Annotated in this window: 18 protein-coding genes and 1 riboswitch; of the genes, 17 read left to right on the top strand and 1 reads right to left on the bottom strand. The window is 50.9% G+C overall.

The annotated features are described in order from the left end of the window. The first annotated feature begins 47 nt into the window (after positions 1–47). The 5 genes from M1L66_RS30315 (at position 48) to M1L66_RS30295 (ending at position 6,074) form a co-directional block, all read left to right on the top strand. Positions 48–1,538, top strand: a complete 1,491-nt coding sequence (locus tag M1L66_RS30315; protein WP_432764178.1) for a DEAD/DEAH box helicase — start codon at positions 48–50, stop codon at positions 1,536–1,538. Continuing rightward, positions 1,535–2,863, top strand: a complete 1,329-nt coding sequence (locus M1L66_RS30310; protein ID WP_187020425.1) for a sensor histidine kinase — start codon at positions 1,535–1,537, stop codon at positions 2,861–2,863. The genes M1L66_RS30315 and M1L66_RS30310 overlap by 4 nt, the downstream gene beginning before the upstream one ends. Before the next feature lie 41 nt (positions 2,864–2,904). Continuing rightward, positions 2,905–3,900, top strand: coding sequence for an alpha/beta hydrolase (locus tag M1L66_RS30305; RefSeq protein WP_434689349.1), 996 nt, complete (start codon positions 2,905–2,907; stop codon positions 3,898–3,900). Positions 3,901–4,040: 140 nt separating this feature from the next. Next, the gene (locus M1L66_RS30300) at positions 4,041–5,150 is read left to right on the top strand and encodes a DNA glycosylase AlkZ-like family protein (RefSeq protein ID WP_434689347.1); all 1,110 of its coding nucleotides are present in this window, start codon (positions 4,041–4,043) and stop codon (positions 5,148–5,150) included. 105 nt (positions 5,151–5,255) lie between these two features. Next, positions 5,256–6,074, top strand: a complete 819-nt coding sequence (locus M1L66_RS30295) for a MerR family transcriptional regulator (protein WP_187020421.1) — start codon at positions 5,256–5,258, stop codon at positions 6,072–6,074. Here the strand turns inward: M1L66_RS30295 and M1L66_RS30290 are convergent, their stop codons facing one another. Continuing rightward, positions 6,075–7,853, bottom strand: a complete 1,779-nt coding sequence (locus tag M1L66_RS30290) for a hypothetical protein (RefSeq protein ID WP_187020420.1) — start codon at positions 7,851–7,853, stop codon at positions 6,075–6,077. A 160-nt stretch (positions 7,854–8,013) separates the two neighbouring features. Here M1L66_RS30290 and M1L66_RS30285 point away from each other — a divergent pair, with 160 nt between their 5' ends. The 12 genes from M1L66_RS30285 to M1L66_RS30230 all read left to right on the top strand — a co-directional run bounded on the left by M1L66_RS30285 (position 8,014) and on the right by M1L66_RS30230 (position 21,530). Continuing rightward, entirely contained in the window at positions 8,014–9,735 is a 1,722-nt protein-coding gene (locus M1L66_RS30285; protein ID WP_187020418.1) for a sensor histidine kinase, read from the top strand. Beyond that, positions 9,713–10,429 (top strand): response regulator transcription factor, encoded by a 717-nt coding sequence (locus tag M1L66_RS30280; RefSeq protein WP_025531541.1) that lies wholly within the window; start codon positions 9,713–9,715, stop codon positions 10,427–10,429. The genes M1L66_RS30285 and M1L66_RS30280 overlap by 23 nt, the downstream gene beginning before the upstream one ends. Positions 10,430–10,587: 158 nt before the next feature. Beyond that, positions 10,588–11,961: an ABC transporter substrate-binding protein gene (locus M1L66_RS30275; protein ID WP_187020416.1), complete on the top strand. Its 1,374-nt coding sequence runs from the start codon at positions 10,588–10,590 to the stop codon at positions 11,959–11,961. Positions 11,962–12,087: 126 nt separating this feature from the next. Then, positions 12,088–12,975 (top strand): carbohydrate ABC transporter permease, encoded by an 888-nt coding sequence (locus M1L66_RS30270; protein WP_187020415.1) that lies wholly within the window; start codon positions 12,088–12,090, stop codon positions 12,973–12,975. An 11-nt stretch (positions 12,976–12,986) separates the two neighbouring features. Continuing rightward, positions 12,987–13,820 carry a carbohydrate ABC transporter permease gene (locus tag M1L66_RS30265; RefSeq protein ID WP_002604948.1) on the top strand — a complete coding sequence of 278 codons (834 nt, stop codon included), beginning with the start codon at positions 12,987–12,989 and terminating at the stop codon, positions 13,818–13,820. Positions 13,821–13,830: 10 nt separating this feature from the next. Further along, complete coding sequence (locus M1L66_RS30260) at positions 13,831–15,168, top strand: sulfatase-like hydrolase/transferase (RefSeq protein WP_434689342.1); 1,338 nt, start codon at positions 13,831–13,833, stop codon at positions 15,166–15,168. 344 nt (positions 15,169–15,512) lie between these two features. Beyond that, positions 15,513–16,541 carry a DUF6709 family protein gene (locus M1L66_RS30255; protein WP_434689340.1) on the top strand — a complete coding sequence of 343 codons (1,029 nt, stop codon included), beginning with the start codon at positions 15,513–15,515 and terminating at the stop codon, positions 16,539–16,541. A gap of 56 nt (positions 16,542–16,597) precedes the next feature. After that, the gene (locus tag M1L66_RS30250; protein WP_434689339.1) at positions 16,598–17,356 is read left to right on the top strand and encodes a hypothetical protein; all 759 of its coding nucleotides are present in this window, start codon (positions 16,598–16,600) and stop codon (positions 17,354–17,356) included. 42 nt (positions 17,357–17,398) lie between these two features. Continuing rightward, positions 17,399–17,480: riboswitch (Fluoride riboswitch) on the top strand. Between the two features lie 115 nt (positions 17,481–17,595). Further along, positions 17,596–18,774 carry a cation:proton antiporter gene (locus tag M1L66_RS30245; protein ID WP_434689337.1) on the top strand — a complete coding sequence of 393 codons (1,179 nt, stop codon included), beginning with the start codon at positions 17,596–17,598 and terminating at the stop codon, positions 18,772–18,774. A 384-nt stretch (positions 18,775–19,158) separates the two neighbouring features. After that, complete coding sequence (locus M1L66_RS30240) at positions 19,159–19,554, top strand: hypothetical protein (RefSeq protein WP_187020406.1); 396 nt, start codon at positions 19,159–19,161, stop codon at positions 19,552–19,554. Further along, entirely contained in the window at positions 19,532–20,233 is a 702-nt protein-coding gene (locus M1L66_RS30235; protein ID WP_187020405.1) for a LytR/AlgR family response regulator transcription factor, read from the top strand. The genes M1L66_RS30240 and M1L66_RS30235 overlap by 23 nt, the downstream gene beginning before the upstream one ends. A 130-nt stretch (positions 20,234–20,363) precedes the next feature. Then, the gene (locus M1L66_RS30230) at positions 20,364–21,530 is read left to right on the top strand and encodes an MFS transporter (protein WP_434689334.1); all 1,167 of its coding nucleotides are present in this window, start codon (positions 20,364–20,366) and stop codon (positions 21,528–21,530) included.

Raw genomic sequence — 21,530 nt, 5'->3', positions numbered from 1 at the left:
GGGAGGAATCCGGAATTCAGTTTTCTTACTATGGAAGGAATTTAATTATGTCAGAGAATAAAAGTGGTTTGGAAATAGAGATGAATACAGATACGGTGTCCCCCAACGGATTTCTTCCGTACGCCCTTTCTAAGGAGATCGTCCGTGCATTGGAGCTCCTGGGGTATCACGAACCAACGGAGATACAGCGGGAAGTGATCCCTGCGGTTCTGGAAGGAAAGAATGTGGCGGCACGGTCCAGGACGGGGACGGGAAAGACGGCGGCATTCGGTATTCCGCTCTGTGAAAAGATTGTCTGGGAAGAGAATCTTCCGCAGGCGCTGGTTCTGGAGCCCAGCAGGGAACTGGCGGTCCAGGTGAGCAGCGAGCTGTTTCACATAGGACGAGGCAAACGCCTGAAGGTCCCGGCGGTCTTTGGCGGCTTTCCGATTGATAAGCAGATACGCACGATCAAACAGAAGTCTCACATTGTCGTGGGAACTCCGGGCCGCGTCATGGATCTGATTCAGAGGGACTGTTTAAAACTCACCGGGATCCGGTATCTGGTCATCGACGAGGCGGATCTCATGCTGGACATGGGGTTCCTGGACGAGGTGAAACAGATCATGGCTCTTCTGCCGAAAGGCGGAACTGTTCTTCTGTTCTCAGCTACACTGGATGAGAAGGTGCGGCTCCTGGTGGATGAGTATATGGCGGACGCCGTCATGATTGCCCCGGAGGCGGATACAGAGGAAGAGGAACCCGCGATCTCCCAGGCGGTATACCGCACGGACCAGGAAGAGAAATACGACCTGCTGAAACAGGTTCTGATTCTGGAAAACCCGGAGAGCTGCATGATATTCTGCGGAACCAGAGAGATGGTAAATGTGCTCCTTCAGAAGCTTAAGAGAGACCGGATATTCTGTGGGATGATTCATGGAGAAATGGAGCAGAGGGAGCGTTTAAAAACAGTGGACGCTTTCCGGAGAGGCGGATTCCGCTATCTGATCGCAACCGATGTTGCGGCCAGGGGGATTGATTTCGATAAGATCGATCTCGTAGTGAATTATGATTTCCCGGGCGGCCGTGAGACCTACGTACACCGCATCGGCCGGACAGGAAGAAACGGAGAAAAGGGGAGAGCCGTAAGTCTCCTGTGTGAGAACGAGGAGCGGATGCTTCATATGGTGGAAGCCTATATGGGGCGCGAACTTCCGGTGACTTCATGCCCCGAACCGGATGAGGAGATGACGAAGGCCTTTTGGGCGCGTCAGAGGGAGAGGCGGGCTCCGAAAGCGCAAAAGGGAGCCGCCTTAAACGCTGGAATCACGCGTCTTTCAATCGGGGGCGGGAGAAAATCGAAGATGCGCGCAGTGGACATTGTGGGGACGATCTGCAATATCGATGGGATTGGGGCGGAAGATATCGGTATTATTGACATCAGGGAAAGCCTGACATACGTGGAGATTCTAAACGGTAAGGGTCAGGAGGTACTGGAAAAGCTTCAGGAAAAACCAATTAAGGGCAGGCTGCGGAAAGTGAGGATCGCGCGCAGATGAGTATGACGCTGGTGGATATGGCATGCATTACGCTGCGGGTGATGTGCTGCTGCTGCGTATTCGCATTTTTCCTGTTTTTCTCATTCAAATCGCGGCTGCGGCTGGGATACTGGAGGTCGGCTGCACTGTTTCTGTTTGATATAACGGTGACCGCGGCAGTTACCATCCTGTTTCTCGTTCCGGGATCGCCGCTGCGGGAATATAACATTTATGGGATATGTCTGTGGCTTCTGGTGTCGGTGGTGGTATTCCGGATTGTGATAAAGGGCAGCGCCTTTGAAATCCTTTTTATAGTGCTGGTGACGCTGAATTTATATGTAAATATTGTGGCGATTGCAAAGGTGATCGGGAATCTGCTGAACCTGGATTCCGCGGCGGAGACGACGAAGATGGTGCTGGTTCTGGCCGTTTTGGCGGCCTATACGCCTCTTTTGCGGCTTTTAATGGCAAAGCTGTATAAGCAGGTGATTGATTTTCGGCTGTCACTTTCTTTCTGGAACTATATCTGGATTATTCCGGCGCTGACGTACTTGATATTCTATGTGAAAATTGTCAATGATTACTGGATAACCGGGGTCCATACGGGGCCGGGTGACGTGGTTTTCGTGATTCTCTGGTCGTTTGCCACCTATGCATTCTTTTACGTGACGCTGCAGATGTTAATTCAGGCGTACAAGGGAATTACGGCGGTACAGCAGGCGGAAACGGTTTCGGCCCAGCTCACGCTGCAGAAGGAGCAGTACGGTAAACTTCTGGAGAGCATCGAAAAAACGTCGCGGCTGAAGCATGACTGGCGGCACCATCTCCTGTCCATCAACGGATTTGTGGAGGCGGAGGATATAAAAGGGCTGAAGGAATATGTAAAAGAGCTGATTCCGGAGTATATAGAGGGAACAGAGACTTCCATCTGCCGGAACCATATTGCCGATGTCATACTGCGCCATTACGCGGCGGCAGCGGAGGCAGCCGGGATCCGGCTGGATATCAGCGCGGATCTTTCGGAGATACCGGATGTTTCCGATATGGATTTGTGCATTATTTTCGGCAATCTTTTAGAGAACGCGCTGGAGGCGTGCAGCGGTATGGAGGACGGCGCCGGTCATGTGGAGATTCAGGCGGAAATGAGAGGGAAACAGCTGGTCCTTCAGATTCAGAATACATATCAGCGGGATGTAATTTTAAAGGATGGGAAGTATTACTCCACAAAACACAGCGGAGTGGGGATTGGTCTCTCCTCCGTGGAGAAGGTTGTGGATAAGTATCATGGAATCATGCGGGTCAGCTTTGACGGCGTAATTTTTAAGGTCCAGATTCTGCTTTTCTGAATAGGATGCCATTAGAACATCATATCAGATGGGAGAAATCTATGAATCGAAGAGTACTGTTGGAACCGGCGGCGGAGACTGTCTGTATTGAGAATTCAGTTCCGCCGCTGATTTTTGAACTGCCGCCGGAAGAGGGACGCCGGGTGCTGGAGAAGGCCCAGGACGCGCCGGTCTACATGTATCCGGCCCAGGTGGAGGCTTCCATGGTCGAGACAGGCCATTGGGGAAGCATTCCCGTATACCGGGTAACACCGATAAACAGTGAATTTGCAGAAAATGTGATTTTCTACATTCACGGGGCCGGATGGGTATTCGGGAGTTTCCATACGCATGAGAAGCTGGTGAGAGAGCTGGCCGCCAGGACCGGCTGTACGGTCATTTTCCCGGAATACACCCGGTCTCCCGAGGCGTGTTATCCGACCGCCATTGAGCAGTGCTACAGTGTACTCTGCCAGCTGCCCCAGCTGTTTGAACAGATGGGAAGAAGGCTGAATGGTAATACATTGACCGTGGCCGGAGACAGCGTGGGCGGTAATATGGCGATCGCCATGACGCTGTTCTCCAAATACAGAAGGGGGCCGGCTATCCACAAGCAGCTTCTCTATTATCCCGTGACCAACGCCTGTTTCGATACGGCGTCGTACTGTGAGTTTGCGGAGTGCTACTATTTATACCGGGCGGGCATGATGTGGTTCTGGGATCAGTACACCACATCGGAATGCTGCAGAAACCAGATCACCGCATCTCCGTTAAGGGCATGTACCGATCACCTTACCGATCTTCCGCAGGCCATGATCTTAAACGGCCAGGCGGATGTGCTGAGAGACGAGGGTGAGGCCTATGCCGAAAAGCTGCGGGCGGCAGGCGTGTCAGTGACGGCGCTTCGTTTCCAGGCGATCATCCATGATTTTGTCATGCTGAATGCGCTGGATCAGACCAATGCGTGCCGGGCGGCGATGGACGTTTCCACGGAATGGATCAACAGGAAGAATATGGAGTGGTACCAGGACAACGAAGAGCGGTCAGCAGATCAGTGATATAGGGAGAGTTCCCGTTTATGTATGAGTATTTCTGCGTAAACGGGAACTCACATGGTGAAAGTGTGTAGTGAATGCACAACGAATAAACATTTCGTAAAATGCGCGATCAGGATAAAATGACATGGAGGTATGTTCAGTTGAATAGAAATACATATTTAAAGCTGCGTCTGGAACGCCAGCATTTTACAAAGCCCGCCGGGAAGAAGGAATATGGAGTGCTGTTTAAGCAGATGTCTCCCGTACTCTGCGTATACTGGAGCTGTCCGGGCTCTCCGCCGGAGCTTTTATACCGCGCGGCATTTGACGACAGGAAGTATTGCTATAAGATGAGGGGAAGCCGTACTATTTTGAAGGGAAGATTCCAGAATGGTAATATTGCCTACATTTATGCGGACGAACTGGAGCTGTTCGCGGCTGTCTATCGGAAGGACAAGCCTCTTACGGATACGGAACTGGAACTCTTTGAACTTCTGAACCGGGAAGGCCCGATGACGATCCATGTGATGAAGGAGTTCACGGGTATGCTGACGAAGGAGATCACGCCCGCCCTGCACCGCCTGCAGGAGAAATTCCTCGTATTCGAAGATCAGGCGGACAGCGAATGGGATCGCGCCTGGTATCCGTTCGAATCTGAGTTTCCCGATGTGAATCTGGAACGGTATACGAAGGAGGAGGCGGAAGAGGAACTGGTAAGGCGGTTTGTGTGGCTGAATGTCTGGATTGACGCGGCCATGGTGAGGTCCTTCTACAGGCTTCCATTAAAGGAAATAAAAGGCGTGCTGGAACGGCTGGAATCAAATGGAACGCTGGCGCCGTATGAAGGGGGATACGTCCGCAGAGAGGACTTACAGCTGCTGGAGGGGGATCCGTCTGATACAGTGGAGAATGTACCAAAGGAAACGGAGAAACATTCCGTTTTTATTCTCCACAAAAATGATTTTCTGGTGAAGTCCAATGAGCATTGGCTGAAGGATACATTTACACACCCGGAATACGATGTGCTGGGATATCTGCTGATTGATGGTGCGTTTAGAGGATGCCTGCTGGGGCATTTCCGGAACGGGCCCTTTGAGCTGGAGGATGTGGCGCTATGGACAGAAACCGGGGGAGAGGAACCGGTTTGCCTGAGGAATGAGGCTGCTGATGGATTAAAGGCGGCATTAAAAGAGGATATTCTAAATGCAGTGGAGCTTCTGTATGATCCCGGGATCAGCCCGCTGAAGCGGTATATGGGGGAAATGCTGTAACAGTTCAGATGGCGGGAGAATATTTCAATTCGGGCTTGACTCTCACACTGTGGTACGGTCTATAGTGATATTGAGCTCAAAAACACATATATGTGAGGTGACAAAATGTTGAAGATTGGTGATTTTTCAAAGCTGTCGAGAATCAGTATCCGTATGCTGCGCCATTATGATGAAATCGGCCTTATGGAACCAAGAGTAGTCGATCCCGCCACCGGTTACCGGTATTATGGGGAGGACCAGCTCTCCGTGGCGGGGCAGATCCAGAGCCTGAAATCCATGGGATTTGGCCTGACGGTTATCCGCGAAATCTTAAACTGCTGCGGCGGACCGGAGGAAATGGAAAAGTTTCTCCGGGTTAAGAAGAAAGAGCTGGAGGACCAGCTGGGCGACATCGGTACGAAGCTGCAGCTTCTTGATAACACCATCGAATGGATCAGAGAGGATGGAAATATGATGGATTATCAGGTAACGTTAAAAACTCTGCCGGAGAGGTATGTCGCAAGTGTCAGAAAAGTGATTCCGGCCTACGACCAGGAGCATATTTTATGGGGAATTCTCCATGGGGAGACGGGCAGTCAGAATCTGCAGATGGCATCCCCGGTGTATGGATTGGCTGTCTTCCACGATGAAGGTTACAAGGAGCAGGATGTGGATGTGGAGATTCAGATTTCTGTTGCAGGAACATATAAGGACACGGAGCATGTGAAATTTAAGACCGTGCCGCCTGTGCTGATCGCTTCCGCTACCTACCAGGGAAGCTATGCACAGATTACCAGAGTCAACGAGGCGGTAGCCCGCTGGATTCACGACAACGGTTACGAGTACGATGGTGCTTCGTTCTGCATCTACCATGTCAGCCCCCACGACACATCGGATCCGGAGAAAATGGTGACGGAGGTGTGTTATCCGGTGAGGAAGAAATAGTTAAGGAAACAAAGGCGGCGCCAGCAGAATCTGGGTCAAATCGCCGCTCAGCCGTATTTCCCATCCATCAAAGCCGGAGGGCGGCTTTAAAAATGATTCCCGGTCCGTCTCGGTCAGCTGCCGGTAGGGAGGAGCCGCCTCGGCTATTACGATGGGAATGCCAGCGTCGTTGGGGCTTACATAGCCGGAGCTGTCAATCTGAATCCTGGAACCGGCGGCCAGCGGCCCTACGATCCTGACGATGGAGTTTTGCGAGGAGAGATAGACACCGTTTGTGATGACCCGTGTGTTTTCGGCCCGGAGCTCTCCGCTGTTGTAGATGCCCGGTGCGTACAGGGCGGCGGTGTTCGTGCCCTCACCGCCGAAATCCCCGGTTGAGGAGAGGGTGACGCTGGACTGCTCTGCGTTATAGATGCCGCCTCCCGCGTCCGAGCTGTTTCGGCTGACGGTGCCGCCGGTGATCAGCAGGGCTGCGCCGGTATCGTTGTAGAAGCCGCCGCCGTAGACGGCGTGGTTATCCAGGATTTCACCGCCGTTCATGGCAAATACACTCCGGTCACGGAGCCAGACGCCTCCGCCGTAGCGGGAGGAACGGTTGTCATGGACAGATCCGCTCAAGAAGGTGAGACGTGACTGCCCGGAAGCGGCAATACCGCCTCCGCGGGAGGAGGCCGTGTTATGGTTTATCTCGGTCCCGTTTAACGTTATGACGGCAGGCAGGTCAGCGGCGGTGTTCTTAAACCACAGCCCGCCGCCGGACCCGGAATCGCCGCTTTGCGCCGTATTGTCAGACAGGCGGCTATCAAGAAACGTCACGGCTCCGCCGAAATTCGTGAGCAGATAGATGCCGCCTCCGGTCCCCGCGGTATTGCCGCTGACAGCAGATTCGGTGATCAGGAGGTCCGCCCCCGCGGTGGGCGCCAGACAGCAGATGCCGCCCCCCGTCCCTGCGGCCGTATTGGCGGCAATTGTGACGCCATCCGTCACGATCATACGGTCTCCGCAGTTTGCTCCGTAAAAGAAGACGGCGCCTCCGTGAACGGCGGTATTCCCGGAAAGAACGACTGATCCATCCAGCACGAGAAGCGAGGGCGCGCTGTCTCCCGGCCGGTATCCCGAAAATGAGATGCCTCCGCCTGTAAAATGCGAAACATTGTCCGTGATCCGCGCCTGTTCCATGACAGCCAGGGTGCCGCCGAGGCAGGGGATTTCGGAAGTGAAACTGAGTCCGCCTCCGTTCAGAGCCGAATTGTGGTCGATCACGGCCTGGTCTGAGATGGAGATGCAGTCGTCGGGACTGCTTAAGGAGACCGCCGCCCCGCCGCCGTTTGCCCGGGTGGAACAGCCGGTGATCCTTGCGCTGCCGTTCATTTCAAAGCGGTTCGTACAGCCGGTGCCGCCGCAGATCCGGACTCCGCCGCCGTCGCTGTAGGATCTGTTATTTTTTAACACGGACTGCGTATCCAGACAGAGGGAGCCGTCCGTCACGCAGATGAGGGAACGCGCCAGCACGGAAGCCGGATCATGGTCCTCTGAACGACCGTCGAGGGTGATGTTTGCAAGCCGGAGGGCGCCGCCTCCGAAGATCCGGAACAGAAAGCCGTCATAGCCCGGATCCTTGAACAGCGTATGAAGGGAATACGGCGCAAGACTTTCTATCGCAACATCATACAGGATATTCAGCTGGGAAGTGAGGGGGAAATCAGCGGTTATCTGTATGGAGGGTTCCTGACGGTACAGCGCGGCGGCCAGCTGTGCCTGATTCGATACGTGTGCCATGTTGCTTCACCTGCTTTCTCATAGATATATCATTTTATGCGGAGGCCGAAGCTCGTGATACCGGAAGGAACAGGGGAAATTGTCATTTTCAGTCCGGGATGCTATAATAGAATCCATTAAAGAATAAATAAGAATTGGATAAAAACTGGATTGGGGAAATATGAAAAAAGTCTGGAAAATGGAACGCTACCGTAACGCGTCCATTCAGAAAAAACTTACTTTATCGACTTGGCTGGTGGCAATTATACCGATTATGATAATTTTTGCCATCGTTTTTTTCGTGTTTATAAATGTCAGCGTGGAGAATTCAAAACGCCAGTCTCAGATGCTTTTGGACAAGACGGTGGAAGAACTGGATTCGTATTTCGCACAGGCACAGGAGGGCATGAATCTGATGGTAACGGACATCAATGTACAAAATGCCATTGATGATTACGTGACGGGAACCTATAAGGAAAAGCTGGATTTAAGGGATTTTATCAGGAACCGCCTGACCAATATGAGCACTGTGGGAAGACGAACAGGCGCGATATCCATCTACATTAAGGAGGCCGATAAGACGTTTTCCAGAGACTTTTCCGACAAGGATCTATCGGCGGCCTGTGCCGGTGCGCCCTGGTTTGAGGCACTGCTGGCGGGGGATACATCCTTTGTCCGGGAGGACGGAGATTCCCTGCAGGACGGGAGGCCGGTCTGGATTCTGGCGTCCAATATAGTCAGCGTCAAGAACGGAGAGGTACAGGGTCTGGTCTATGTGGAGCTGGATAAACAGAAGATGATTCAGCCTTTTTACGATCTGGTGGAGGGCAGCGGGGATGAGATCATCTGCAGTGGAAACGAGATTATCTCCGACTCCTACAGGGAAGGCGGCCATTTCGTCCCGGTGTACTCCCATTCCTCGGCTCTTGGGCAGGACGTGGAGTTCCGGCTTCAGTTAAAGGAACTGCAGAGAGGCTACGGCGCGGCCCTGATTTATTTCCTGATCGGCATGGTAGTCCTTATTATCCTGATCTATCTCAGCGACAAGCTGCTGGCGGACTGGTTTTCCAGGAGAATCATCACGCTGCGGGATGCGACGAGGGAGATCGCCACAGGGAATTTAGACGTGGTCGTCTGCGATGATCATCCCGATGAGATCGGAGAACTGGTACAGAGCTTAAATACCATGGTAAAGGATATGAAGCGCCTGATTGAAAGCGAGTATCTGGTCAAAATTGAAAGCCAGCAGGCTACTCTTAAGGCGCTTCAGAGCCAGATTAACCCTCATTTTATCTACAACACGCTGGAGAGCATCTCCATGCTGGCGCTGATTCGGGATAATTATGAGATTGTGGATATGGCACAGGCATTTTCCATGATGATGCGCTATTCCATGGAGCCGTCCACCCTTGTGGCGGTCAGAGAAGAGGTCGAGAATGTGCGGAATTTCGTGACCATACAGAAAATCCGTTTCCCGGACCGTTTTCTCGTGGAATACGCAATAGATGAGGAGTGCATGGCGGAAAAGATTCCGAGACTGACCATGCAGCCGCTGGTGGAAAATGCATTTAAACACGGTTTCGAGGATACGCCGGAGCACAAGCGCCTGCTGGTTTCCGTTTTAAAGCGGCGTGGGTTCCTTGTAATCAGGATTTTTAACGACGGTATGGCGGTTCCGGCAGAGCGCATCGCCAGAATCAGGGAACTGTTAATGCCGGACAGCCAGGAGGAGACTCTGGATTGTTTTGCGCTGCGGAATTTAAGCAGGCGCCTGAAGCTTCTGTTTGGGGGAAACAGCCGGGTGACGCTGCGTTCGGGAAATGGAATTGGAACGATTGTTTCGTTGAGAATTCCGCTGCGGAAAGAGGGGGAAGAGGACGATGATAAAGATTTTGATCTGTGACGATGAGGCGATCATACGACAGGGGATCAGAAAGATTCTGGAGAATTTCTACGGGGATATCGAGGTGAGGGAGTGCGGTGACGGCATGGAGGGTTATAAGACCATGGCTGTGTGGAATCCGGATGCGGTCATCACGGATATCCGCATGCCGGTGTTGGACGGGCTGGCCATGATCGAGAAGGCGCTGGCCGCGGGAATTACGACCCAGTATGTGGTGATCAGCGCGTATCGGGATTTTGAGTATGCCAGAACGGCGATCCGGTGCGGAGTGCGGGAATACATTTTAAAGCCGGTCAACCGTTTTGAACTGACAGACTGCACCTCGCGCCTCCTGGGGATCAGAGAGCAGGCGGAGACGAAGGAAGAGAAGGGGACGGTGCCGGAGGAGAGCGGAAGCATCGGCAGGGCGGTCCAGTACATAGAAAATAATTTTTACCGCAACATCAGCCTGGAGGAGGTCAGCCAGGTGGTTCACATGAACACGGCCTACTTCTCCACGCTGTTTAAAAAACAGACGGGGAAAAAGTATATCGATTACGTAACGGACTTACGCATGGAAAAGGCGAGAAAGCTGATTTTAAATACAGATTTAAAAATCGTGAATATCGCGGAAATGGTAGGATACAGCAGCACAAAGCATTTTGCACGAATCTATAAGGAGAAATACGGAGTCACACCTAATGGGGAGAGATAAAGTGCACAATAATCATGCATAATAAACTTAAAAACTATAAAAACAGCACTAAAACAAAATTTTGGGTCCCTTCTCTTTTGATCAGCCTCTGTTATAATGAGAGTATAAAAGTTAAGCGGAATGAAGCAAACCGAAATAGAAAAAAGGAGGATTTTTTTATGAAAAAAACGCTTGCTGTTGTACTGTCAGCCGTAATGGTCAGTGGGTTAGCCTTAAGTGGATGCGGAGGTAACAACACATCAGCTACCACCGCCGCGCCGAAGGAGACGACGACTGCCGCACCGGCGGAGACGAAAAAGGAAGAGACGAAAGGGGAAGGCGCATCCGGAGAACAGGTGACGATCACCATGAGCAACTGGCTGGAGGCGGAGGAAGCCACTTCAGATATTTTCAAAGAGCTTCTGAATGATTTCATGGCGGCCAATCCCGACATCAAGGTGGAGTCCCAGGCGATCCCGTTCAACCAGTATAAGGATCAGGTCTTAATCGCAGGAACCTCCGGCAATGCAGCCGATGTCATCATGGGAAATTCTCAGATGATGAGCGCATTTAACGGAGCGGGAATCCTGGCAGAACTGGATGATCTGGCCTCCGGAGATGTGCTGGACGATATTTATCCCGGCTATTTATCGGGAACGACGTATGGCGGAAAGGTAAAGGCCTTATCCTGGGCACCGCATCCCATCGCCATGTATTACAATAAGGACTTATTTACCAAGGCCGGTTTAGACCCGGAAAAAGCGCCGGCAACATGGGAAGAGATGACGGAAGCGGCCAGGGCCATTGCTAAGCTCGGAAAAGACGATGCAGGCAATACACTCTATGGCCTGGGAATCCCAACCGGCAAGGTAGCCCACACCGGTACCGTGTTTAACGGCATTTTCTATACGTACGGCGGTCATTTTGTTGACGACAGCGGAAACGTTGATTTAAATAACGAAGGCAATGTGGAAGCGCTCACGTGGACCAAACAGCTGGTGGATGAAAAAGTAATTCCGGCAGGTCTGGAAATCAAGGATTTAAGAGGTTTATTTGCATCAGGCCAGATCGGCATCATCTTCGATGGCGATATGGGACGCAGCGCATTCAGAAGCAGCAGCGGACTGGGAGAGGATTTTGACAAGAAGATGGGAATCGCCGTGATTCCGACAGGAAAGACCGGACGCAGTGAGACGGTGTATACAGAGCATCAGCTGGGTGTATTTGCAAAATCAGAGCATAAAGAAGCAGCAGTCCGCCTGGTGGAATATTTAATCGGAAAGGATGCCATGGTGAAATACCACAAATCCAACGCAGTGCTTTCCGCAAGAAAATCCATAGCGACTCTTCCGGAGATGAACGAAGATTACTTCATGGAAGTATTTAACAAACAGTCTGAGACGGCCAGCCCGCTTCCGGCTACCAATGCGATGTTTGACAATGCCATGAATGAGGTGACAAAGGCGATCGAACGGATCGTTGTCAATAATGAAGATATTAAAACCGTACTGGAAGAAACCAATAAGACGATCAAAGAAATGTACGGTCAATAAGAATGGAACTGAACTCATCAGTCTGAACGATCACTCGCCCGCACTGCGCGCGAGCCACCGTAGCAATCAGGAGCGGCTGCAGATCATCCTGCATCCGCTCCCTTTGTATCTATTGGAGGTTGTATTATGGGTGAAATAACGCGAAAAAAGAAAAAAATTAACTGGTTCATGGTGATGCTTCTGGTACCCGCTCTGGCGATGCTGACAGTCACCATCATCATCCCGGTTTTTGTAGTGGTTGGAATGAGCTTTTTTCATTACAATCTGCTTGATATGGGTAATATTAGATGGAACAATTTTTCCAATTATAAAGCGGTCTTTACCGACTCGGAGTTTATCAGGACCTTCGGGAGAACGCTGGTCTATGTGTGCGGGACGGTCATCGCCCAGTTTTTTATAGGTTTGGGGGTGGCGCTGCTGCTGAATAGCGGAAGCCTCAGAGGAAGAAAGGTGTTCAGAAGCCTTTTATTCCTTCCGTGGACGATCCCGTCGCTGGTGGTGGCGGTCACCTGGATGTTTATCTTTCAGCCGCAGTACGGCATTGTCAATTACCTTCTGGGTCTGGGGGATTACAGCGTCCTGGGAAGCCCGAAGACGGCCATGCTGGGCGTTATCATTTCGGCGGTATGGAAACAGATGCCGCTGATGATGATCATGCTTCTCTCCGGACTGCAGACCGTGCCGGAGGACTTAAAAGAGGCGGCGGAGATCGACGGAGCCACCGGAGCACAGAAGTTCTGGTGCATCACAGTGCCGTGCATCATGCCGGTTGTGAAAACGGTGACGCTGACCTCCATCGTGTCGAATTTCCAGATGTTCGTTCTGTTCTTCACCATGACAGGAGGCGGTCCGGTCCGCGCGACCACTACGCTGCCCCTGTATACGTATGAGACGGCATTTTCGGGCTTCAATCTGGGCAAGGGCGCGGCCATCGGTGTCTGCTGGCTCGTGTTCCTGGTAATCTTCTCTACGGTTTATAACAGGGTTCTTTCTTCCAAAGAAGTGGAATATTAGGAGGTGGGCAAATGAAGAAGAAAACTTATCGGAAAATTCTTATGTATGCGGCGATTCTGGCCGCCACGATCTGCTTCGTATTCCCTATTTACTGGATGCTGCTCACGTCCTTAAAGCCCAATGAAGCGATTCTGCGTCTGCCGCCCCAGTTTCTGCCGGTAAACGCCACGCTGGCCAATTACAAGGGGATTTTAACCGACGGAAAATTCCTGATTTTCTATAAAAATAATATTATCGTCTCGGGAATTACCACACTGGTGACGCTGACGCTGGCAGTGCTGGCGGCCTATGCATTTTCCCGGTACCGGTTTAAAGGCGACAAGTTCGTGATGATGCTGTTTCTCTCAACGCAGATGTTTCCGGCCATGACGCTTCTAATCGCTCTTTACAACATGTATTTCCGTCTGGGCCTGTTAAATACGTATACGGCGCTGGTTCTGGCCTGCTCCACCAATGCGCTGCCCATGTCGGTATGGATTCTGAAAGGCTTTTTTGATACGATTTCCAAGTCCCTGGAGGAGGCGGCTTACATCGACGGCTGTTCCAAGGGGAGAACCCTGGTGCAGGTGATACTCCCGCTGGTTAAGCCGGGAATTCTGGCTGTGGGCCTGTATTCCTTCCTGATTTCCTGGGAAGATTTCCTGTGGGGCTTAACTCTGGTGAATAAGACGGAGATGAGGACGCTGGCCTCCGGTATTGCCATGACGTACCTGGGGGAATACAACTACGACTGGGGCCGTGTTATGGCCGCCGCCGTGGGAGCCGCAGTTCCGATTCTCGTGATTTTTATTTTCCTTCAGAAATATATGATTGCCGGTCTGACGGCCGGTGCGGTGAAAGAATAGGAGGCAGTTTATGAAACAGAGACAGAACATTGTATTTTTCTTTTCCGACCAGCAGCGGGCGGATACGCTGGGCTGCAACGGCCAGCCGCTTCCCGTATCGCCCAGGCTGGATCAGTTTGCTCGTGGGGACGCGGTGAATTTTGCCAATGCTTTTACGCCCCAGCCAGTCTGCGGACCGGCCAGAGCCATGCTCCAGACGGGACTGTATCCGACACAGACCGGCTGCTACCGCAATGCGGTTTCCCTGCCGCTGGATCAGAAGACGCTGGCTAAATATCTGCGGGAAGCCGGATACCGGGTGGCTTACGTGGGGAAATGGCATCTGGCATCCGATGAAGATGAGAACCATTATGAGACGGTCCCTGTGCCGGCCGAAAGGCGCGGAGGTTACGACGACTACTGGATGGCGGCCGATGTGCTGGAATTTACCTCCCACGGATACGGCGGATATATCTTTGACAAGGACGGAAATAAGCTGGAGTTTACCGGATACCGGACCGACTGTCTGACAGATTACGCGGTGCGCTATATTGAGGAGTATGAAGATGAGAAACCATTTTTCCTGATGGTTTCCCATATCGAACCGCATCACCAGAATGACCGGGCCGATTACGAGGGGCCGGACGGAAGCCGGGAGCAGTTCGCCGGATTTGTACCGCCCTCGGATCTGGAGCCTGGGAGGGGAGATTGGGAACGGTTCTACCCAGATTATCTTGGCTGCTGCCATGCCCTTGACCGGAATTTTGGCCGCGTCGTGGATGCGCTGAAGGAGAGAGGGATCTACGAGGATACCATGGTGATATACGGCAGTGACCATGGCTGCCATTTCCGCACCCACGCAGATGAGGTGGCGGAAGGCGGATATGATGACTATAAACGCAACAGCTTCGAGGGAACCATACACGTTCCGCTGCTGATCAAAGGGGCTGAATTTGAAAAGGGAAAGCGGGAGGAGAAGGTGGTAAGCCTTTTAGACCTGCCGAAGACGATTCTGTCTGCCGCCGGATTCGATACAGAGCTTCTGGGACTCCAGGGGCGGCCGCTTCAGGAGGCGTGTAATCCTGACTGGGAGGAGGCAGTCTATATCCAGATCAGTGAGAGCTTTGTGGGCCGCGCACTGCGCACAAACCGGTATAAATACGTGGTTCACGCCCCGGACCGCGATCCATGGAAGGAGAGCGGAAGCCCGGTTTATAAGGAAAAGTATCTGTTTGATCTGGTCAATGACCCGTTGGAAAAGGTGAATCTCGTCGATGACCGGGCGTATGAAGAGATAAAGAACGCGCTTAAGGAGAGACTGATCAGCTTCGGTGAGGAGGCGGGAGAAGCGTTTATCGTAGAATGTTAATTGGAGATTTTAAGTGAATTGTCAAGGCGGCAGGAGAGCGGGTGAGTTCTTTTGCCGCTTTTCTATTTCACAGGAAAGTTCGTCCTATAAAATAGAAACCCTCCGGGAGGATGCACACTTCGCGCCAAGGAAATATGGTTGCTGAAGCAACCGCGCGCCGGCGCGCCGGACTCTTTGTTCCAGAGAAGCATCGGGAAAATACTTTTAAACATAAAATCAATCATTTGAGACAGGATAAACAGCAGAGTCCGGAATATCTGTTATACTTGGATAGAATAACTTTATGGTGAGGTACAGCGTTAAACTATAGGATTCAAAAGTACAAGCGCAGGAGGAAATGAAGTATGGAACAGAACCATGGCAGGAACAGCCTGTTGGAAAAGGAACTGAAGAAAGGCGTTGTTAAGTCTACCGCTCCGGTCGGACTGATTATAACGGCCCTTGGTCTGGGGATCGTGATGATCATTGGGAGCTATCTGATCAAATATATCCGCGGGCCGCTGCCGCTGAATGAAGTTTATAACACCGAACAGGTTAAAAATGAATATGTGACGCTTCATGTTCAATATGTGCTGGATTCATTTATGGAAACCTACAAGACGCGCAGTGGAATCAGGACGAAGTCCGATACCTATTATCTCATCCTGGATGAGGAGCTGGGAGCCATACCGGTGCGTTCCTCCGTTTCGAGGAGTGAAGAACTGGAACGGATTATGGATGAAACCTGGGATTATTTGAATGGGGTCCGCGAGGCGCCGCCTCAGGGAAGCACTATTACCGGAACCATGAAACGAATGAAGGATGAAGGCGAAAAGTATTACCAGAAAGCTCTGGATTACTACGGGCTGGAGGGCAGCGGCGGGAATTACTACCTGTGGGATGGACTGCTGGACAACCAGACGCCAAGCAGCGCCATGATGACGACTGCTTTGGGCACTGTCCTTATGTGCCTGGGACTCTTCATTTTGTCCAGGCTGTTCAAAAAAGGCCACATAAAGAGTATCCAGTCATTTTTAGACAGCCATCCGGAGGTAACCATGGATTATCTGGAATCTGATTTCCAGAGCGCGGAAAAACTGGCCGGCCGCTTCTGGGTCGGGAGGTATTTTACCTACGGGGCATACGATAAACCGGAGATACTGTCTAATGAGGAGATAACCAGGGCGTGGTATCAGGTGAGAAGTGTTGGGAGAAGTTCCGTCCAGGAACTGGTATGTCTTACCAGAGACGGCAGGGAACACAGCTTCTCCATGAACCAGAAGACAGCGAATCAGGTAATTTCGCAGTATCAGACTATTAATCCTGAACTTGCAAAGAAGATGGGACTCCGCGACAAGGCCGTAATGAGCGGCGGCCTGGAGGATAATTCATGACAATATACGGTATTTCCGTGGGTAAAGCCATCGGCGGGAGATAAGGAGGCAAAAAAATGGAAGATTATTTTAAGCGTATGAATGAGGAATACATAAAGAAGAATTACCCGGAGAGATCCGTTTTTAAAGCATACAAGAAAAGCATGGGAAGCCGCGGCAGGACCAGCTGTATTATTATGGGGCTTTTTATGGCAGGAGGCCTCGCAGGGCTGATCTGGTCCGTCAGGAAGACTCTGGAATTTATGCAGACCGGGGATGATGAGACCATGAAGGTTGGGATTGTGATTGGAATCTTCTTCCTGATCGTGACGCTGTTTTTCGGAGGAATCCTCTTTCTTGTGACAAAGGATATGAGAAGAAGCATGGAAGAATGGATCAGCAGAATTGCCGCGGCAGGTGGCTGCAGCGAGGGAGAGATGCGTGAGTTTGATAACCAGGCTGTAGAGCCGGACAGTCTGATCGTAAATCTTCTGGGAAAGATAAAGGCAGTAACAACAGGTCAGAAAAGCGGCATACTTACCAGGGATTATATTGCGCTTTACAACAGCACCAGCCTTGGCGTATTAAAAGTCAGCCGGATCACAGGCGCGTACTTAACGGACAATGTCTATGATGTGAAAGTAGGCAATTCCATAAAACAGGCCCATTATCTGACGATAAATCTCATCACTGCGGATAAAAAGAATATTTGGGCGGAAACCTCCAAGGAAGCAGGACGGGCACTGCAGGCCATTCTGATGGAACGCTGCCCGGAGATCGATACCGCCGGCGGGGCAGTGCTGCCGGAGTCAGAGATTGCGATGATGAAGAGATAGTGTTTGATAATCCACTTGCATTTCCGGCCTTTGTCTGCTATACTGTTACCCGGGAATGAGGTCTCCCATGGTAGTGTAATATTTACCAGAACCGCTTATGACAGCTGATGGCTTCTGCATTGTGCAGGAGTCACCAGCTTTTTTTGTGTCTGTCCTGCAGGTCAAACACGCCCTGAGAGGCAGCCATTTAGCGGTGCTGCGGGCGGAAACAAAATACAGGAATTCGGAGGTTGCAACGTATGCTTACAAGTTTATCACTGGTTTTTCTTCTGGGAATGCTGCTCAGCCGGGCATTTCAGAAAATCAGACTTCCCGGGCTGCTGGGAATGCTGCTGACGGGCATGATATTGGGGCCATATGCCTTAAACATGCTGGATGGATCTATTCTGGGTATTTCGGCGGATTTGCGCCAGATTGCGCTGATCATTATCCTGACGCGCGCCGGTCTGTCCCTGGACATTCAGGATTTAAAAAAGGTAGGGCGCCCGGCCGTGCTCATGTGCTTTGTGCCGGCCTGTTTTGAAATAATGGGAATGATCCTTTTGGCGCCGCGGCTTCTGGGAATCTCCGTATTGGACGCGGCCATCATGGGAGCTGTGGTGGGAGCAGTGTCTCCGGCCGTGATCGTTCCCAAAATGCTGAATCTGATGGAGAAAGGATATGGAGTTAAAAAGAGCATCCCGCAGTTGATTCTTGCCGGAGCATCGGTAGATGATGTGTTTGTCATTGTTCTGTTTACGGCGTTCACCGGGCTGGCGCAGGGCGGAACATTTTCACCGGCCAGCATCCTGTCGATTCCGGTTTCCATTGGAACGGGTATCGTGGCCGGCGGACTGGCCGGGATCCTTCTGGCACTGTTCTTCCAAAAGGTTCATATCCGGGATTCTGCCAAGGTGGTGATTCTCTTAAGCATCTCATTTCTGATGATTGAACTGGAGAACCGTTTGAAGGGATATGTGCCTTTTTCAGGTCTGCTGGCAGTTATGAGCATCGGCATTGCCCTGCAGAAAAAACGGTATGAGGCGGCGGCCCGTCTTTCCGTCAAATACTCCAAGCTGTGGGTAGCCACTGAAGTATTGCTGTTTGTTCTGGTGGGAGCAACCGTAGACATCAGCTATGCGCTGAAGGCAGGAGCCGCGGCCGTAATTTTGATTTTCGGCGTTTTGATTTTCCGTATGGCGGGCGTTTTTTTCTGTCTGCTGGGGACGGATATAAACCGGAAGGAACGGCTTTTCTGCATGATTGCTTATATGCCGAAGGCGACAGTCCAGGCTGCGATCGGCGGGGTGCCTCTGGCAATGGGACTGGGCTGCGGCAAGATTGTTCTTACGGTGGCGGTGCTTGCGATTCTGATCACTGCGCCGCTGGGAGCGTTTGGAGTCGAACAGACGTATAAGCGGCTGCTAAAGGCTGACTAAATGAGGATTTGAAAGGCAAAACCGGTATGAAGGGCAGGATTAGAGGAAATGTGGCCGGGATAGGATAAAGTAAATAGAAAGAAAAAATGGAATTGTGATGCTTTGCGGTAAATCGAAAGATTTCCGCAAAGCATTTTTTGTTTTTATGGAAGTTTTAAATCTGTGAAATCATAATTCCCAACATCCACCCCTCTGTTTTTCCAGTATACAAATTTTATTCTAAGAAAATGTATTAATTAGAAGTAAAATATTTAAAAGTAATATTTACTTATAAATATAGTGTAATCAGATAAAATATATAATATATGAGATGTTGACACAAAATTGAAAAGCTGATATTCTGAGAATACATTGAAAGATCTATATTTATACAGGGGTATATTTATGAAGAGAATATTGGGGTTTTATATTCCGGATAAGGAAGAACGAAGAAAACGGGATGATGAAGTGCTGCATCGTTATTTCCGCTACGGAGCAAGGCACAGGGACAGGGTAGGAGAGCTTTTGGAAGAACTGATTCCGGGAGAGAAGCGTGAACATCTGATTCTGTATTATATGCAGATCAAAGACCGGCTGGAAACAAACGAGGCGCGGACATTTGAGGAGGCGGTAAAGCAGATCAGGCGTAAGTATATTATTATTTCAGCGAATGATTCAGTAAACCGATATTACAAGGCGGTCATGGAAGCGGATGCGGCGATACATGAGGATCTGTGCTTTCCATGTGCAGACGAGATACGAAAGATGGTTGAACAGGATGGGAAAAATTATACTGTATGATCCGGAAAAACGGCTCGCTGGACTGGGGGATTCGTTTCCGGCCGGAGAAATGGCGGAGCACAGGACCTTACATACGTTTACGGCAGAAGACCAGCTGCTCTTTTACTTAGAAGAAGTGGACGAGGATGTGGATATTCTGATTGTAAATCTGGTGCGGCAGAAGGATAAGGGAGCAGGGCTTGCAAGAGCATGCAAAAATAGAATTCATCATTTAAAGCTTGTTCTTGTGATTGACCGGCTGGAATGGCCGGAGCATTTATTCGAACTGCAGCCGGACTCTCTGCTTTTCTTTCCCTTGGATCAGGATGATTTCCAAAGAACCATTCTCCGCCTGGAACAGATGGCAAAGCAGGAGTACAAGCGGTGCCTGACACTGGTGACGAAAGGGAAGATATACCGGATTCCATACCAGAATATTCTGTATGTGGAGAGCAGGGGGCATCAGCTTAGCGTAAAGACATGGGAAGAAGAGATACGGGCTTATGGGAAGCTGGATGATCTGCTGAAGCGGCTGCCGCCGTATTTTCTTCACTGTCATAAGAGCTACCTGATTAATTCGAACTACGTCCGTCAGCTGGAGATGTACCGGATACGTCTGGAGGGGAAAGAGGAATGGATCCCCGTCAGTCAAAAATATTATAAGATAATCAAAAATACCCTTCTTGCCGAGGCAGAATGATAAAAATGATGTTTCCGCCCTCGATTTTGCAAAACCCCCCATATAAAAATAACAGGATATATAATGACAACAGAATATAGTTTACCGAGGTTAGTAAATAAAGTTTACTTACTAAAAAGCGAGGAACGCCATGAAAGGGCTGAATCTGTACCTGATCAACGGGATGTATTGGATTACAGCATCTCTGTATCTGCCTTTTATTACGATGTATTTTTCACAGAAAGGGATGGATTCCATGCAGATCGGGATTCTGTCAGCACTCCTTCCGATTGCGTCTCTGACAGTACAGCCTCTATGGGCTGCACTGGCTGACCGGACAGGAAGACGGCGCCGTGTCCTGATTCTGCTGAATCTTTGCTGTGCGGCGGCAGTTCTGCTCTTTCCCGGAACGGGTTCCTTTGGTGAAGTCCTGGGAGCGGTATCCTGCTATGCTTTATTTAACAGTGCTGTGCTTCCGATCTGTGACGCATTGGTGGTGAGTCAGGCGGAAGAGAAAGGAATCAACTTTGCATGGGTCAGAATGTGTGGGACGGTCAGTTATGCAGCTATCGTTTTGGGTACGGGATTTTACTTGAAAAAACATATGAACCTCATGTTTTATGGAAACAGTGTATGCTTTCTGTTATTTACACTGCTCTGCCTGACGCTGCCAAAGGACAGAAAAACTTTGAAAGCGCAGGAGCAGGAGAGACGAGACCCGGAAGCTGATCAAACCGTAAAAAAGGCAGGGAAAGGTCCAACCTTCCAATCGAAGGAAATTTATCTGATCCTTCTCTTCGCCTTTGCCATGCAGTTTGGAATCAACTACTATTCGGCTTTTCTTGGGGTATACCTGCTGGAGCTGGGATACAGCCAGTCGCTTCTGGGCGTGCTGAACTGTATTTCGGCGCTCAGTGAGATTCCCGTGTTGCTGCTGATTCACCGGCTGTCACGCCGGTATAAGGAGACCGTGCTGCTGACGGCGGCTGTAGGCTGCATGGCCTTAAGACTTGTATTGCTGTCCGCCGGGAACGTAGCGCTTATGGCGGCGGCGCAGCTTTTGCAGGGGCCTTCGTATATGGTGTGCTACTTTGTCTGCGTCACTTATATCAACCGCATGGTGGTGCCGGGAAAGATATCCCAGGGGCAGAGCACGCTGGCATTCGTCCAGATGGGGCTGGGCAGTCTGAGCGGCAGCCTGCTGGGCGGAGTCCTGGCCAGTGTGTACGGGATAAAAGAAGGATTTTTGATTATAGCTTTTTTACTGCTGGCCATAACGGCCGCGGCAGGCATAACGGCAGGATGGAGAAGAACGTGA

The sequence above is a fragment of the Hungatella sp. SB206 genome, assembly GCF_051132295.1.
Lineage (GTDB): Bacteria > Bacillota > Clostridia > Lachnospirales > Lachnospiraceae > Hungatella > Hungatella effluvii.
Note: the sequence above shows the minus strand (reverse complement) of the source record. Positions and strands in the feature narration are given on the sequence as shown.

Bases quoted from the DNA above. Each gene is read 5' to 3' on its own strand.
- M1L66_RS30305 (WP_434689349.1), top strand. From the start codon at position 2,905: ATGAATCGAAGAGTACTGTTGGAACCGGCGGCGGAGACTGTCTGTATT.
- M1L66_RS30250 (WP_434689339.1), top strand. From the start codon at position 16,598: ATGGAAGATTATTTTAAGCGTATGAATGAGGAATACATAAAGAAGAAT.
- M1L66_RS30290 (WP_187020420.1), bottom strand. From the start codon at position 7,853: ATGGCACACGTATCGAATCAGGCACAGCTGGCCGCCGCGCTGTACCGT.
- M1L66_RS30285 (WP_187020418.1), top strand. From the start codon at position 8,014: ATGAAAAAAGTCTGGAAAATGGAACGCTACCGTAACGCGTCCATTCAG.
- M1L66_RS30235 (WP_187020405.1), top strand. From the start codon at position 19,532: ATGGGAAAAATTATACTGTATGATCCGGAAAAACGGCTCGCTGGACTG.
- M1L66_RS30240 (WP_187020406.1), top strand. From the start codon at position 19,159: ATGAAGAGAATATTGGGGTTTTATATTCCGGATAAGGAAGAACGAAGA.
- M1L66_RS30310 (WP_187020425.1), top strand. From the start codon at position 1,535: ATGAGTATGACGCTGGTGGATATGGCATGCATTACGCTGCGGGTGATG.
- M1L66_RS30245 (WP_434689337.1), top strand. From the start codon at position 17,596: ATGCTTACAAGTTTATCACTGGTTTTTCTTCTGGGAATGCTGCTCAGC.
- M1L66_RS30255 (WP_434689340.1), top strand. From the start codon at position 15,513: ATGGAACAGAACCATGGCAGGAACAGCCTGTTGGAAAAGGAACTGAAG.
- M1L66_RS30260 (WP_434689342.1), top strand. From the start codon at position 13,831: ATGAAACAGAGACAGAACATTGTATTTTTCTTTTCCGACCAGCAGCGG.
- M1L66_RS30275 (WP_187020416.1), top strand. From the start codon at position 10,588: ATGAAAAAAACGCTTGCTGTTGTACTGTCAGCCGTAATGGTCAGTGGG.
- M1L66_RS30265 (WP_002604948.1), top strand. From the start codon at position 12,987: ATGAAGAAGAAAACTTATCGGAAAATTCTTATGTATGCGGCGATTCTG.
- M1L66_RS30270 (WP_187020415.1), top strand. From the start codon at position 12,088: ATGGGTGAAATAACGCGAAAAAAGAAAAAAATTAACTGGTTCATGGTG.
- M1L66_RS30280 (WP_025531541.1), top strand. From the start codon at position 9,713: ATGATAAAGATTTTGATCTGTGACGATGAGGCGATCATACGACAGGGG.
- M1L66_RS30230 (WP_434689334.1), top strand. From the start codon at position 20,364: ATGAAAGGGCTGAATCTGTACCTGATCAACGGGATGTATTGGATTACA.
- M1L66_RS30295 (WP_187020421.1), top strand. From the start codon at position 5,256: ATGTTGAAGATTGGTGATTTTTCAAAGCTGTCGAGAATCAGTATCCGT.
- M1L66_RS30315 (WP_432764178.1), top strand. From the start codon at position 48: ATGTCAGAGAATAAAAGTGGTTTGGAAATAGAGATGAATACAGATACG.